Source organism: Streptomyces sp. CA-142005 (genome assembly GCF_050942335.1).
Taxonomy (GTDB): Bacteria; Actinomycetota; Actinomycetes; order Streptomycetales; family Streptomycetaceae; genus Streptomyces.
Genome location: NZ_CP192078.1, coordinates 1025048 through 1039107 on the forward strand (window position 1 = coordinate 1025048; position 14060 = coordinate 1039107).

The 14060-nt window shown below is 72.3% G+C and carries 13 protein-coding genes; all 13 read right to left on the reverse strand.

The window, feature by feature from the left end; translation table 11 throughout:
• Positions 1-67: 67 nt before the first annotated feature.
• Positions 68-721 (reverse strand): CBS domain-containing protein, encoded by a 654-nt coding sequence (locus ACQPXS_RS05085; RefSeq protein WP_351801353.1) that lies wholly within the window; start codon positions 719-721, stop codon positions 68-70.
• Between the two features lie 24 nt (positions 722-745).
• The gene (locus tag ACQPXS_RS05090; protein WP_433447321.1) at positions 746-1204 is read right to left on the reverse strand and encodes a Crp/Fnr family transcriptional regulator; all 459 of its coding nucleotides are present in this window, start codon (positions 1202-1204) and stop codon (positions 746-748) included.
• Between the two features lie 197 nt (positions 1205-1401).
• Positions 1402-1917: a DUF2231 domain-containing protein gene (locus ACQPXS_RS05095; RefSeq protein WP_433447323.1), complete on the reverse strand. Its 516-nt coding sequence runs from the start codon at positions 1915-1917 to the stop codon at positions 1402-1404.
• A gap of 103 nt (positions 1918-2020) precedes the next feature.
• Positions 2021-3364 (reverse strand): D-inositol-3-phosphate glycosyltransferase, encoded by a 1344-nt coding sequence (gene mshA / locus ACQPXS_RS05100; RefSeq protein WP_433447325.1) that lies wholly within the window; start codon positions 3362-3364, stop codon positions 2021-2023.
• Between the two features lie 107 nt (positions 3365-3471).
• The gene (locus tag ACQPXS_RS05105) at positions 3472-4854 is read right to left on the reverse strand and encodes an L-serine ammonia-lyase (protein WP_433447328.1); all 1383 of its coding nucleotides are present in this window, start codon (positions 4852-4854) and stop codon (positions 3472-3474) included.
• Positions 4855-5024: 170 nt separating this feature from the next.
• Positions 5025-5456, reverse strand: a complete 432-nt coding sequence (locus ACQPXS_RS05110) for a glycine cleavage system protein H (protein ID WP_433447330.1) — start codon at positions 5454-5456, stop codon at positions 5025-5027.
• The gene (locus ACQPXS_RS05115; protein ID WP_433447332.1) at positions 5453-6634 is read right to left on the reverse strand and encodes an NAD(P)/FAD-dependent oxidoreductase; all 1182 of its coding nucleotides are present in this window, start codon (positions 6632-6634) and stop codon (positions 5453-5455) included. The genes ACQPXS_RS05110 and ACQPXS_RS05115 overlap by 4 nt, the downstream gene beginning before the upstream one ends.
• A 173-nt stretch (positions 6635-6807) precedes the next feature.
• On the reverse strand, positions 6808-9609 hold the full coding sequence (locus tag ACQPXS_RS05120) for a SpoIIE family protein phosphatase (RefSeq protein ID WP_433447334.1): 2802 nt from the start codon (positions 9607-9609) through the stop codon (positions 6808-6810).
• Between the two features lie 115 nt (positions 9610-9724).
• A complete protein-coding gene (locus ACQPXS_RS05125; protein WP_433447336.1) occupies positions 9725-10858 on the reverse strand; it encodes an aromatic ring-hydroxylating oxygenase subunit alpha in 1134 nt (377 codons plus the stop codon).
• 21 nt (positions 10859-10879) lie between these two features.
• Positions 10880-12028 (reverse strand): N-methyl-L-tryptophan oxidase, encoded by a 1149-nt coding sequence (gene solA, locus ACQPXS_RS05130; protein ID WP_433447338.1) that lies wholly within the window; start codon positions 12026-12028, stop codon positions 10880-10882.
• A 52-nt stretch (positions 12029-12080) separates the two neighbouring features.
• Positions 12081-12302 (reverse strand): glycine cleavage T C-terminal barrel domain-containing protein, encoded by a 222-nt coding sequence (locus ACQPXS_RS05135; RefSeq protein ID WP_433455714.1) that lies wholly within the window; start codon positions 12300-12302, stop codon positions 12081-12083.
• Positions 12302-12880, reverse strand: coding sequence for an MBL fold metallo-hydrolase (locus ACQPXS_RS05140; RefSeq protein ID WP_433447340.1), 579 nt, complete (start codon positions 12878-12880; stop codon positions 12302-12304). Before ACQPXS_RS05140 ends, ACQPXS_RS05135 begins: the two co-directional genes overlap by 1 nt.
• Entirely contained in the window at positions 12877-13962 is a 1086-nt protein-coding gene (locus ACQPXS_RS05145; RefSeq protein ID WP_433447342.1) for an S-(hydroxymethyl)mycothiol dehydrogenase, read from the reverse strand. Before ACQPXS_RS05145 ends, ACQPXS_RS05140 begins: the two co-directional genes overlap by 4 nt.
• Between the last annotated feature and the right edge of the window lie 98 nt (positions 13963-14060).

The following is a 14060-nucleotide window of genomic DNA, read 5'->3' on the forward strand; positions in this document are numbered from 1 at the left end:
GTTCACTCGTCATTCACTGGGCGCGTTCACTCGTCATTCACTGGGCGCGTTCACTCGTCCTCGTCTCTCACCCGGCGCCCGCGGTCGTGAGCCGGCAGTCCACGCCCACGACGCCCTCCACGGCGCGCGTCATGCGTGCGGCGAGCGGTATCCGCGCGCCGTCCCGCACCCGCCCGGTCAGGGTCACGACGCCTTCGGCGACCATGACGTGCACCGGTTCGACCGGGGCCGGGAAGAGCGGGTCGACGACATCGCGCCGGATCTCGTCGGCGAGGTCGTTGTCCGTCCGCAGGAACACCTTCAGCAGGTCCCCGCGGCTGACCACGCCTTCCAGCACGCCCTCCGCGTTCACGACGGGCAGCCGCTTGACGTGCCGCAGCGCCATGATGCGTGCGGCCTCGGCCAGCGTGGCGTCGGCGTGCACCGTGACGGCCGGGGTGCTCATCAGCTCGTCGGCGCACACGGCCCCCGCCTTGGCGAGGTCCGGCAGCCGGCGCAGCTGCGTGAACCGGTCCGGATCGCTGTCCCGGAACTCCTCCTTGGGCAGCAGATCGGCCTCGGACACCACGCCGACCACCCGGCCGTCGCCCTCCAGCACGGGCAGGGCGCTGACCTGCCACTCTTCCATGCGCTCGACGACGTCCCTGAACAGAGCCTTGCGGCCCACGGCGACGACGGCTCGCGTCATCACGTCACTCACCCGGTGCGGGCTGCTGTCCATGGCGTTCTCCTCACCGGACCGGGGTCAGGCCAGAGCACCGCTGCCGTAGGGGGCGTAGAGGTCGAGCAGCCGGACCCGGGCGGCATGCAGCCGCTGGGCGGCCACGCGCCCGACCCAGACGGCGATCGCCCGGCCGAACTCGGCGTCGGCCGCGCACATCGCGAGCACCGCCTCGGCGTCGAGCTCCCAGGCACGCACCGGGCTGAGGGCCTCGGCGCCCAGGTGCCACAGGTACGGCGGGAAGTGCCAGGACCAGCCGACCAGTTCGCCGTGCCCGAGGGTCTCGATGACGGCGGCCCGGCGGCCCGGAATGTGCAGGTCGAGGGCGATGGTGCCGGTGCGCACGATCCAGAACCGGTCGGCGTGCCGGCCCTCCTCGAACAGACGGGACCCGGCCGCGAAGGAGACCTCGTGGGCCAGGCGCATCAGCCGTTCGCGGTCGACGGGCTCAAGAGCCGCGCTCATGGTGGTGGTGGAGGTCATCGCCCCGACTCCCTTCGTGGCTTCTGCTCCCAGCGTGCGCGCGCCGGGCCGAGGCCGCCACGGGCCACTCGGGCCGGGCCTGGGGTCCTTCGGCCCCGAGCGGGACCATCCACGGGCACCGGCCATGGCCGGAAGCCGTCCGGCCCCACCGGAGGCAGTCCTCTCGGCGGGGCCGGGCTCGGCGGACGGGCGCCGGATCAGTCGTCGTGGTCCTTCGGCCCCGTCGCCGTCTTCGAGTAGGCGTCGTGCCAGGCGGCCTTCGCTCCGGAGTCGCCGATCCGGTAGACGTCCACGACCGCTCCCACCGCGACGGCCAGCGAGAACACGCCGACGACGATCCGTACCGGCAGGGCGGACCAGCGCATTCCGCTGCCCTGCCCGGGCTGTGCCGGAGCGCGCCGCCCCGCCCACCACACGACCGCCGCCAGCACGAACAGGCCCAGGGCCCACGGCAGCAGTCCGTCGCCCAGCTCGGTGTGCCGGCGTACCAGGGCGTCGTCGTCCACGTGCCGTTCGAGCCACTCTCCGGCCTGCGTGGTCAACGGCACGCTGACCAGGGCGACGAAGGCGAGCACCGGGAGCAGGAGGCCCAGACGGCGGGCGGCGCGCGGCCAGAGCGCGGCCGTCACCAGGGCCAGTGCGGAGAGGGGTATCAGCACGACGACCACATGGACGAGCAGGACATGGGCGGGCAGACCGTTGATCAGAGTCATCCAGGGGCTCCTGAGGGGGGTGTGGGCGCGCGCCAGCCTGGCACAGCCACCTCTCAGTTGGCTCTCAGCCACTTGAGCCACAGGCGGTGTCTGCGCGGGGCGTTCACCTGTGGTGGCGGCGTTCGTGCAGCGCCGCCGCGTACACGTCCGCCGTCGTCGCTGCGGCGGTGTCCCAGCCGAAGCGACGGGCGTGCCGGGCGGCGGCCGCTCCCATCCGGGCGGAGAGTGACGGGTCGTCGGCGAAGGCGCACAGCGCCCGCGCGTAGTCCACCGGATCGTGCCCGCGTACGAGAACGCCGCTCACGCCGTTTCTCACCGCCACCGGAAGACCGCCCACCTCGGCGGCGATCACCGGCGTGCCGCAGGCCTGCGCCTCGACGGCGACGAGGCCGAAGGACTCGCTGTGGGACGGCATGACCAGAACGGACGCTGCCCGGTACCAGTCGGCGAGCTGGTCCTGGCCGACCGGCGGGCGGAACAGGACGACGTCGGAGATGCCGAGCCCGGCCGCCAGCTTCTGCAGTCCTTCCGGCTCGGCCAGGCCGCTGCCGCTCGGGCCGCCCACCACGGGCACCCTGATCCGCTCCCGTAGCAGCGGCCGGTCCGCGAGCAGCCTGGCCACCGAGCGCAGCAGGATGTCGGGCGCCTTCAGCGGCTGTACGCGGCCCGCGAAGAGTGGGATCAGGGCGTCCCGCGGGAGGCCGAGGCGGGCCCGCGCCGCGGCCCGGCCGAGCGCGATGCCGGACGCGTCGGGCCGGAACCGGTTCAGGTTGACGCCCGGGTGGACGACGGCGACCCGGCCGGTGTCGGCGTCGTAGTGGCGCCGGAGCTCCTCCGCTTCCCTCTCGGTGTTCGCTATCAACCGGTCGGCCGCCCGTACGACTTGTGTCTCGCCGGTCACGCGGTGCGCGGGCTCGGGGGTGTCCCCCTCGGCGAGGGCGGCGTTCTTGACCTTGGCCATGGTGTGCATGGCGTGCACCAGCGGCACGCCCCAGCGTTCGGCGGCGAGGCGGCCGACGTGGCCGGAGAGCCAGTAGTGCGAGTGGAGCAGGTCGTAGTGACCGGGGCGGTGGTCGGCCCAGGCCTGCGTCACTCCGTGCGTGAAGGCGCAGAGTTGGGCGGGCAGGTCCTCCTTGGCCAGACCTTCGTAGGGTCCGGCGGTCACGTGCCGTACCAGGACTCCGGGTGCCAGTTCGACGCTGGGCGGGAGTGCGGCCGAGGTGGCCCGCGTGAAGATCTCCACTTCGATGTCGATGGCGGCGAGGCGCTTGGCGAGTTCGACGATGTAGACGTTCATCCCGCCGGCGTCGCCGGTGCCCGGCTGGTGCAGCGGTGAAGTGTGCACGCTGAGCATCGCGACGCGCCGGGGGCGGCTGTGGGCGCCGGACGGCCGCGGCCCGGGCAGGTCGATGCGCGGCACGCCTCCTCGCTCGATGACCCGTACCATCGCCTCACTCCCGCTTCCGTAGCTGCTGGTTGCCGGACCCGTGACGTCCCGGGGCGTCACCCCGGCGCTCCGCGCGGATCGGACTCCGACCGCGCGGGAGGGCCTCCTCAGCACTCGATGACGTTGACGGCGAGTCCGCCGCGCGCGGTCTCCTTGTACTTGACCTTCATGTCGGCGCCGGTCTCCTTCATCGTCTTGATGACCTTGTCCAGGGAGACGTGGTGGCGGCCGTCGCCGCGCAGGGCCATGCGGGCGGCGGTCACGGCCTTGACCGCGGCCATGCCGTTGCGCTCGATGCACGGGATCTGGACCAGGCCGCCGACCGGGTCGCAGGTCAGGCCGAGGTTGTGCTCCATGCCGATCTCGGCGGCGTTCTCCACTTGTTCGGGGCTGCCGCCGAGGACCTCGGCGAGGCCGCCCGCGGCCATCGAGCAGGCGGAGCCGACCTCGCCCTGGCAGCCGACCTCGGCGCCGGAGATGGAGGCGTTCTCCTTGAAGAGCATGCCGATCGCGCCGGCGGCGAGGAGGAAGCGGACCACTCCTTCCTCGTCGGCGCCGGGGACGAAGTTCAGGTAGTAGTGCAGGACCGCCGGGATGATGCCGGCCGCGCCGTTCGTCGGGGCGGTCACCACCCGGCCGCCGGCCGCGTTCTCCTCGTTCACCGCCATCGCGTAGAGCGTCACCCACTCCATCGCCCGGCTCGCCGGGTCACCCTCGCTGCGCAGCGCCCGGGCCGCCGCGGCGGCCCGCCGGCGGACCTTCAGGCCGCCGGGGAGGATGCCCTCGCGGGACAGGCCGCGGGAGACGCAGCCTTCCATGACCCGCCAGATCTCCAGCAGACCCGCGCGGATCTCGTCCTCGGTGCGCCAGGCCTTCTCGTTCTCCAGCATCAGCGCGGAGATGGACAGGCCCGTGTCGCGGGCGCGTCGGAGCAGTGCGTCACCGGTGTGGAACGGGTGCGCCAACTCGGTGTCGTCGGGCTTGATCCGGTCCGCCCCCACGGCGTCCTCGTCGACCACGAAACCGCCGCCGACCGAGTAGTACGTCTTCTCCAGCAGCGGCAGTCCGTCGGCGTCGTACGCGAACAGCGTCATGCCGTTGGCGTGGTACGGCAGTGCGCGCCTGCGGTGCAGGACCAGCTGGGTCGAGGCGTCGAAGTCGATCTCGTGGGCGAAGCCGATCTCGGCACCGAGGAGGCGGATACGCCCGGTGCCGCGGATCCGCTCCACGTCCAGGTCGGCCTGGGTGACGTCGACCGTGTGCGGTTCGTTGCCCTCCAGGCCGAGCAGGACGGCCTTGGGGGTGCCGTGGCCGTGGCCGGTGGCGCCGAGGGAGCCGAACAGCTCCGCTCGTACCGCGGCGGTCTGGGCCAGTACGCCGTCCTTCTTCAGCCGGGCGGCGAACATGGCGGCGGCGCGCATCGGGCCGACGGTGTGCGAGCTGGACGGGCCGATGCCGATGGAGAACAGGTCGAAGACGCTGATTGCCACGCCATACTCCGTGGGGTGGGCGGGGTGTGCCGGGCATGGTCCCGGGCGCCCCGGTGGGAGGGTTGTCGGTTACAGGGCTGGGGAGCGGGGGTGCTTCGCGGCGCGGGCCGTCAGGGCCTCGCTGTCGCGCCGCGGAGGCCGGGGCAGCCCTCGGCGTACGTGTCGCGGGGTCATCGGCACTCTCCTCGAACGTGGGCGCAGTGGGCGGCGTACGCATCGGCGGACAGTTCGCCGGCGATGTTCTCGACCCGCAGCCTGAACAGCCACCCACGGCTGTAGGGCGCGGAGTTGACGACTCCGGGATCGTCGGCCAGCGCGGGGTTCACTTCCAGGACCCGGCCGGTGGCGGGGGCGTACAGGGCGCCCGCACCCGTCGACGAGGTGATCTCCCCGCAGGCCTCCCCGGCCTCGACCCAGGTGCCGACGTCGGGCAGCCGGAGGTGCACGACCTCGCCGAGGACCCCGGCGGCGAACGCGGTGATGCCGACGGTGGCGTTGCCCTCGTCCACGACGAGCCACTCGTGGTCCCAGGTGTACCGCAGGTGCCGCGGAATCCTCATGGCGGTCTCCGGGCTGGAGGGGCGGTTGACGCGCAGGGTCATGAGGTGACGGGCACGGCGGCGGGAGCGAGGGTGCGACGGAGCCGGTTGAACAGCTTCGGCTGGTTCAGGGAGAGCACCGCGACCGGCGTGTCCTCGCGGCGGTAGACGGCGGTGAAGGAACGGCTGTCGAGGTCACCGTCGACGACCTGGGGCTCGGCGCCGGGAGCGACGTGTCCGGCGAGCTGGATGCGCACCTGGTACTGGTCGGACCAGAAGTACGGCGCGGTGACCGGGGCAGGGGCCGACACGCCCGAGAGCAGCGTGCGGGCGGCGGTCCTCGCCTGCTCCGTGGCGTTGCTCCAGTGCTCGATGCGGGCGTGCCGCCCGGTGAAGGGGTTGGGGCAGCGAGCTACGTCTCCGACGGCGACCACGCCCGGGACGCTGGTGGCGCAGCCGGCGTCGCACACCACGCCGTCGTCCACGTGTACGCCGGAACCGGCGAGCCAGTCGGTGGCGGGCCGTACGCCCACCCCGACCACGACGACGTCGGCGGGCAGCACGCGCCCGTCCGTCAGCCGTACGCCGGTCACCCGGCCGTCGCCGGTGAGTCCCGCCACGCCGGTTCCGCGCAGCAGGCCGACCCCGTGATCGCTGTGCAGCGAGGAGCACACCAGCCCCATCTCGCGGCCCAGTTGGCGTTCCAGCGGCACGTTCAGCGCTTCGACCACGGTGACGTGGAGCCCGAGCCGGTGGGCGGTGGAGGCCACCTCGGCGCCGATGAATCCCGCGCCGATGACGACGACCCGGGGCAGACCGTTCAACAGCTCGGTGCGCAGGGCCTGGGCGTCGTCCAGGGTGCGCAGGGTGTGGACGCCGGCCAGTCCGTCCGCGCCGGGGAGCGTCCGGGGAGCGGCGCCGGTGGCGACGACGACGCCTTCGGTGCGCACATGCCGCCCGCCGGCCAGAGTGACGGTCCGGGCGGCGGGGTCGAGCGCCACCGCGCGCTCGCCGAGCAGCCACTGCACGTCCAGGTCCGCATATTCGTCCGCGTCGCCGAGCGCGAGGGCGTCGGCGTCGAGGTCGCCCTTGAGGAAGTCCTTGGACAGCGGCGGGCGGTCGTAGGGAGCGTGCCGCTCTTCGCCGACGACGACGATCTCGCCGTCGTAGCCCTCTGCGCGCAGCGCGCGGACCGTGCTCAGGCCGGCCAGCGACGCGCCGACGACGGTGATGCTCCTCATGCGGGCTCCCCGGGAAACTGTCTCGAATGGCACAACAACCTTCGCTATACGCAACATGCTTTCCGCCGCCTCGGACCACTGTCAAGGGGACGGCGTGCACCAGTCCCCCATGGCGAAGAAAATTGCGCGATGTGCAACAGAAGAGGGGCGCCGAAGCGGGCAGGGGCCCGATGTCAGAGGGCGGACTCGTCCCACTCGTCCAGTAGTGCCTCGCCCATGGCTTCCTCAGGCCCGCCCTCGGCGGTCTCCAGTGACTGCTCGCACCAGATGACCTTGCCGCGAGCGGTGTACCGCACTCCCCAGCGGCGGGCGAACTGGGCGACCAGGAACAGGCCTCGGCCGCCCTCGTCGGTGGTGGCCGCGCGGCGCATGTGCGGCGATGTGCTGCTGCCGTCGGCGACTTCGCAGATCAGACTGTCCCGGTCGAGCAGCAGACGGAGCCGGATGGGCTCGCCGCCGTAGCGGATGGCGTTGGTGACCAGTTCGCTCAGGATGAGTTCGGTCGTGTAGGAGATCTCGTCCAGACCCCAGGACTCCAGGCGGCGGGCGCAGGCGGCGCGCAGGGGAGCGATGGCGGCGGGGTCGGAGGGCACGTCCCAGTCGGCGACCCGGTCCGGGTCCGTGAGCCGGGTGCGGGCGACCAGCAGGGCGATGTCGTCGCTGGGGCGGTCGGGCACCAGGGCGTCGAACACGGCCTGACAGTCCTGTTCCGGTGTCCGGTCGGGCGCGGCCAGGGCGCCGGCGAGGAGCCGGAGGCCGGCGTCGAGGTCCCGGTCGCGGTTCTCGACCAGTCCGTCGGTGTAGAGGGCGAGCCGGGAGCCCTCGGCCAGGTGCAGTTCGGCGGTCTCGACGGGCATCCCGGCGCAGAGGCCCAGCGGCGGTGAGACGGGAACGTCGGGGAACGTGACCGTGCCGTCCGGGCTGACGAGGGCGGGTCCGGGGTGACCTGCCCGGGCGATGCAGCAGCGGCCGGAGACGGGATCGTAGACCGCGAACTGGCAGGTGGCACCGGTGATGCCGGCGCCGTCACCCTCGCCCTCGGCGGTCTCGGTCTCGTCGATCTGCGCGACCAGTTCGTCCAGGTGGCTCAGGAGTTCGTCGGGTGACAGGTCGAGGGCGCAGAAATTGTGGACCACGGTGCGCAGGCGGCCCATGGTCGCGGCGGCGTGCAGTCCGTAGCCGACGACATCGCCGACGACGAGGGCGACCCGGGTCCCGGGCAGAGGGATGACGTCGAACCAGTCCCCGCCCACCTTCGCCTGCGCCGGGAGGTAGCGGTAGGCCACGTCCAGGGCCGACTGCTCGGGCAGGGCGCGGGGCAGCAGGCTGCGCTGCAGGGTGGCCGCCATGGTGTGCTCACGGGTGTAGCGGCGGGCGTTGTCGATCGCGACCGCCGCACGGGCCGCCAGCTCCTCGGCGACGGCCAGATCCTCCTCGGTGAAGGCTTCCTGGTCCGAGCGCCAGAAGTCGGCCACTCCCAACGCGATGCCGCGGGCCTGCAGCGGCACGCTGACCAGCGAGCGGATACCGAAGTCCAGCATGCGCCGCGCCCGCTCGGGATCCTGCGCCCGCCAGCTTCGCGAGGCACGCAGATCGCGCTCCAGTACGGCGTGGCCCCGGCGCAGCCCCTGTGCCTGCGGCATCTCCGGCAGCCAGGTGATCATCTGATCCACGCGGTACAGCGGATGGTCGTCGCGGACGCCGCGAACCGCCGTACGGTGCATGGCGAGGCTCGTACCGTCCGGTTCCTCACCCTGGCGTACCGCCTCCAGCAGCGCGACGGTGGCGAAGTCCGCGAACCGGGGTACGGCGATCTCGGTCAGTTCCTCCGCCGTGCGCACCACGTCGAGTGTCGTGCCGATCCGCACCCCCGCGTCGTACAGCAGTTGCAGGCGTTCCCGCGCGATCCGGGCACGGCCGGCCAGCTCGCGCAGCTCGGTGGTGTCCCGCAGGGTCGCCACGCTGCCGCCCGACCCGCCGTGCGGGATGGTCGGACGCACGTTGACCGCCAGCAGCCGCTCGCCCGCCAGGACCACCTCGTCGCTCACGGCCCGGTCCGAGGCGAGCAGTGCCACGGCACGCGGGGACAGACCGAGCTCGGTGATCCGCTTCCCCGTCGCGTCCGCGGGCAGGTCCAGCAGGCGGCCGGCCTCGTCGTTGGCCAGCTGCAGCCGCTCCTCGCCGTCCAGGACGAGCACGCCTTCGCGGACCGAGTGCAGGACCGCGTCGTGGTGCTCGTACATCCGCGTCATCTCGGCCGGTTCCAGCCCGTGCGTCTGCCGGCGCAGTCGCCGGCTCACCAGGGCCGACCCGCCCGTGACCAGCACCAGCCCGGCGGCTGCGGATCCGAACAGCAGCGGCATCTGTCTCATCACCATGCGGTCCACCCTCTGGACCGAGATGCCGACGGAGACCAGTCCGACGACCTTGCCGTCGGCGTCGGTGACCGGGACCATCGTGTCCACGGCCCGGCCGACCCCGGGCGTGTTGTACGTGGCCTGATGCACCTTGCCCGCCAGCGCGTCGGCGTAGGAGCCGACGACACGCTTGCCGATGAGGTGCGGGTCGGGGTGGGTCCAGCGAATGCCGGTCGGGCTGAAGGCGATGACGTAGTTGACCCTGGCCAGCTTCCGGGCCTCCTCCGCACGCGGCTGCAGCACCGCGCTGGGCTCGGCGGATTTCATGGCGGCCACCGTCCCCGGGGCGTGCGCGAAGGTCTCGGCGCCCACGAGCGAGCGGGCCCGGGCCGCCTGGAGGCTGGAGTTGCGGGCCTGCAGCACCAGGGCCGCCACCGCGGCGACGACGAGCAGCAGGACGACGCCCACCTGGAGGATGAGGACCTGGCCGGCGATGCTGTGCACGTTCAGGACGGAGGGCAGCCGTGCCGGTGGCCGTCGCGAGGCCTGCCCCTCGTCACCGGGCCCCGCCGCCTGTGTGGGGCCTGGCCTTCGGGTCGCACGCCGTTGCCTGGCCATACCTCCAGTATGGGTGGCTGCCCGCAGGACCCGGCCGAGGCGGACTACGGACGGCGCGTCCACCTGCCGGAAGACCGAGCGGCAGGTGGACGCGCGGAACCCGGGTGGGCCGGGGTCAGCGGGCGGGGCGGACGTCGAGCCTGTCCAGCAGCCAGCTGTGGAAGGCGCCGATGTGGTGCTCGCTGGGCACCAGGACGCCGCCCTTGGCGTAGGCCCGTGAGCTCATGCCCGGCTGGGTGCGCTCACACGCGTCGAAGTCCTGCTGGTTGACGCGGTGGAACAGCTCCACCGAGCGGTCCACGTCCTTGCCGCCCTCCACCACGTGCGGCAGGTACAGCCAGTCGCACTCCACCACCGTGCGGTCGGCCGCCAACGGGTACATCCGGTGGAAGATCACATGGTCGGGCACGAGGTTGATGAACACCTGCGGCTTGACCGTGATCGCGTAGTAGCGGCGGTCCTGGTCGTCCGCGACGCCCGGGATACGGTCCAGGCCCTCGCTGCCGTCGACCGTGAAGCCCTTGACCTCCTCACCGAACTCCGCGCCGTGGCCGACGTAGTACTGCGCCGCGTACCCGTCGGCGAACTCCGGCAGGACCTCGGTCAGTTCGGGGTGGATGGTCGCGCAGTGGTAGCACTCCATGAAGTTCTCGATGATCAGCTTCCAGTTGGCCTTCACGTCGTACGTGATCCGCCGGCCGACCTGCAGGTCCTCGATGCCGTAGTTCTCGATCGACTCGGTGTCGCCGAGCCGCTCGACCACCGCGCCGATCACGTCCTGCTCGAAGGACGGCGGGGTGTCGGCCAGGCACACCCACACATAGCCGAGCCATTCGCGGACGTGCATGTTGATCAGGCCGTACTCGGTGCGGTCGATGTCCGGCATCGACGTCAGGTTCGGCGCCGCGACCAGCTTGCCGTCCAGGCCGTAGGTCCAGGCGTGGTACGGGCACTGGAACGCGCGCTTGACCTCACCGGACTCCTCCAGGCAGAGCTTCGCGCCCCGGTGCCGGCAGATGTTCAGGAACGCCTTGATCGAGCCGTCCCGGGAGCGGGAGACCAGCACGCTCTCGCGGCCCACCTGGCAGGTGCGGAACCGGCCCGGCTTCGCCAGGTCCGAGGCGCGGGCCACACAGAACCACATGGCCTCGAAGACCCGCTCCTGCTCCAGGGTGAAGACCTCGGGGTCGGTGTAGTACTCCCCGGTCAGCGTGGCGATCAGGCTGGGGGGAAGGCTGATCGTCGTCATCGTGATCACCTCGGAATGTGTTCAGACGCGCACGCGGCGCGGGTCGAAAAGGGCGATGGGGTGCTCGGTGGTGCCGTCGATGGCCAGGTCGGCGATGATCTCGCCGATCACGGGGACGAACTTGAACCCGTGACCCGAGAAACCGCAGGCCACGGTCACCTGCGGGTGGTCCGGGTGCCGGGCGAGGACGAAGTGCTCGTCCGGGGTGTTGCTGTACATGCAGGCCGCGCCCTTGAGGAAGCGGCCGGGCAGGGTGGGGATCCGCGGGCGCAGGTAGGCGGCCATGGCCTTGATCTCGTCCGCGTGGATCTCCCGGTCGAGGGCGTCGGGGTCGCTGGGGACGCCCTTGCGGAAGAAGGCGACCTTGGCGCCGCCGTCCGGGCCGTCGAGGGCGGGGAAACCGTAGATCTGGGTGCCGTCGGGGTCCTCCCAGATGTAGACGGGATGCCGGTCGGCGGTGAACGGGCCGGTTCCGCCCTCGGGCTGGAACCAGTACATGACCTGGCGCTCGACCGTGACCTTCACACCGAGGCCGGCGAGCAGCTTCGGCGCCCAGGCCCCGGGGGCGAAGACGAGCCGGTCGGCGGTGTAGCAGCCCCGGTCGGTCACCACCCAGGACTTGCCGCCGGGGCCGTCGGCCTCCCAGCCGAGGACCATCTCCGCGAAGCGCAGTTCGGCGCCGTGGGCCGCCGCCAGCTCCAGGTGAGCGGTGACGGTCGCCTCCGGACGGGCCACGCCGGCCCTGCGTTCGTAGAAGGCGACGTCCTCGGCCGCCGGGGTGAAGGTGGGAAATCGGCGGCGGAGGTCGGCGGCGGACAGCACCTCGTGGTCCAGGCCGAACTGCCGGGCGCTGCGCAGGGTACCGGCGAACGCCGCGCTGTCCTCGCGGCCGATCATCAGGCCGCCGGTCTCGGTGAAGACCTCGTGGCCGGAGTCGACGGCCAGCTTCTCCCACAGCTCGCGGGCCCTGAGCAGCAGCGGCACATAGGCCGGGTCCTCGAAGTAGGCCTGCCGGTAGATGCGGGATCCGCCGTGGCTGGAGCCGGAGCTGTGGGCCGGGCCGAAGCGCTCCAGGCCGAGCACGCGCTGACCGCGGGCGGCGAGGTGACAGGCGGCCGCGCTGCCCATCCCGCCCAGACCGACGACGATCACGTCGTACGTAGAGGCCATGTCCATCTCCTGGGAGTCGTGCCGTGGTGGATTGGTCGGGGCCGGGGCCGGTTCAGCGCCGGATGCGGGACATCTCCGGGTCGAACAGCGGCTCGGCGGCGGTGACGGCCGGGACCCGGGCGCCGAAGTACTCGATCTCCACCGGGGTTCCGGGGGCGCTGTGCCCGGCCGGCAGCCAGGCGTAGGCGATCGGCGCCCCGATCGTGTAGCCGTAGGCGGCGCTGGTGACGTAGCCGACCGGACGGCCGTCCACGTACACCGGTTCGTGGCCCATCACCACGGACTGCCGGTCCTGGACCACCAGCGGGACGAGCCTGCGGCCGACCGTCTCCTCGCTGATCCCGTCGAGCGCGGGTCGAAGTCGGAGTAGGAGCGGCCGGCGGCGCCGGGTCCGCCCTTGAAGAGGATGTCGCCGGCGAACAGCGCTCCCAGCTCCGGCGCGCACAGGCAGACCGCGCCGGGCGAGTGCCCGGGGGTGTGCAGCACGTGCAGAGGGGTGCCGGCCACGGTCGGCTCCTCGCCGTCGGCAAGTTCCCGGTAGCCGGGCTCCGACGGGGCGTGTGCCGCCTTCCACAGCACCGCGTCGGCCGGGTGCAGCAGGATGGGTGCCCCGGTGCGGGCGGCCGGCTCCGGTGCGGCGTTCACGTGGTCGTTGTGGGCGTGGGTGCAGTCGACGGCGACCAGGCGCCGCCCCGCGACGGCGGCGACGATGGCGTCGGCGTCGTGCGCGGCGTCGATGACGACGACCTCGTCGTCGTCGCCGATCAGCCAGACGTTGTTGTCCACCTCCCAGCTGCCTCCGTCCAGTTCGAAGGTCCCGGAGGTGACCAGGTGCTCGATCCGCGCGGTCACAGGACGACGACCGAGCGCAGGACCTCACCGCGGTGCATCGTGGCGAACGCCGCCTCCACCTCGTCCAGGGCGATCGTCTCGGTGACGAACTCCTGGAGGTCGAAGCGGCCTTGCAGGTAGAGGTCGATCAGGGCGGGGAAGTCGCGGGAGGGCAGGCAGTCGCCGTACCAGGAGGACTTCAGCGTCCCGCCGCGTCCGAAGACGTCCAGCAGGGGCAGCTCGACGGTCCGCTCCGGAGTGGGTACGCCGACCAGGACGGCGGTACCGGCGAGGTCACGGGCATAGAAGGCCTGCTTGTACGTCTCGGGGCGGCCCACCGCGTCCACGACGACGTCGGCGCCGAAGCCGCCGGTGAGGCTGCGGACGGCCTCGACGGCGTCGGTCTTGGAGGAGTCGACGGTGTCGGTGGCGCCGAACTTCTCGGCCCACTTCAGCTTCCGCGCGTCGACGTCCACGGCGATGATGCGGCCGGCGCCGGCCACCTTGGCGCCGGCGATGGCGGCCATGCCCACGCCGCCGCAGCCGATCACCGCGACGGAGTCACCGCGGCCGGCGCCGCCGGTGTGGACGGCGGCGCCGAACCCGGCCATCACGCCGCAGCCGAGCAGCCCGGCCGCCGCGGCCGAGGCGGTCGGGTCCACCTTGGTGCACTGGCCGGCGGCGACCAGGGTCTTCTCCGCGAAGGCGCCGATGCCCAGGGCCGGGGACAGCGGTGTGCCCCCAGTGAGCGTCATCGGCTGGGCGGCGTTGTGGGTGGCGAAGCAGTACCACGGCTTGCCCTTGCGGCAGGCACGGCACTTCCCGCACACGGCACGCCAGTTGAGGACGACGAAGTCGCCGGGCGCGACATCCGTGACGCCCTCGCCGACGGCCTCGACCACGCCGGCCGCCTCGTGACCGAGCAGGTACGGGAAGTCGTCGCCGATCCCGCCCTCGCGGTAGTGCAGGTCGGTGTGGCAGACGCCGCAGGCCTGCACCTGCACCAGCGCCTCTCCCGGGCCGGGGTCCGGCACCAGGACGGTCTCCACCGAGACCGGGGCGCCCTTCTTCAGGGCGACGACGGCGCGTACCTCGTGTGTCACTGCCGATCTCCTAGCTGAGGGGTGGCCGAGTGCGGGCTTCGGCCGGCGTTCTGGAGGGAGAAGAGATATCCGGATCGACGTGCCCGGAGCCTGGGGAA

Coding starts and splice junctions, on each gene's coding strand:
- ACQPXS_RS05085 (WP_351801353.1), bottom strand. CDS start 721: ATGGACAGCAGCCCGCACCGGGTGAGTGACGTGATGACGCGAGCCGTC.
- ACQPXS_RS05090 (WP_433447321.1), bottom strand. CDS start 1,204: ATGACCTCCACCACCACCATGAGCGCGGCTCTTGAGCCCGTCGACCGC.
- ACQPXS_RS05095 (WP_433447323.1), bottom strand. CDS start 1,917: ATGACTCTGATCAACGGTCTGCCCGCCCATGTCCTGCTCGTCCATGTG.
- mshA (WP_433447325.1), bottom strand. CDS start 3,364: ATGGTACGGGTCATCGAGCGAGGAGGCGTGCCGCGCATCGACCTGCCC.
- ACQPXS_RS05110 (WP_433447330.1), bottom strand. CDS start 5,456: ATGACCCTGCGCGTCAACCGCCCCTCCAGCCCGGAGACCGCCATGAGG.
- ACQPXS_RS05115 (WP_433447332.1), bottom strand. CDS start 6,634: ATGAGGAGCATCACCGTCGTCGGCGCGTCGCTGGCCGGCCTGAGCACG.
- ACQPXS_RS05120 (WP_433447334.1), bottom strand. CDS start 9,609: ATGGCCAGGCAACGGCGTGCGACCCGAAGGCCAGGCCCCACACAGGCG.
- ACQPXS_RS05125 (WP_433447336.1), bottom strand. CDS start 10,858: ATGACGACGATCAGCCTTCCCCCCAGCCTGATCGCCACGCTGACCGGG.
- solA (WP_433447338.1), bottom strand. CDS start 12,028: ATGGCCTCTACGTACGACGTGATCGTCGTCGGTCTGGGCGGGATGGGC.
- ACQPXS_RS05135 (WP_433455714.1), bottom strand. CDS start 12,302: ATGGGCCACGAACCGGTGTACGTGGACGGCCGTCCGGTCGGCTACGTC.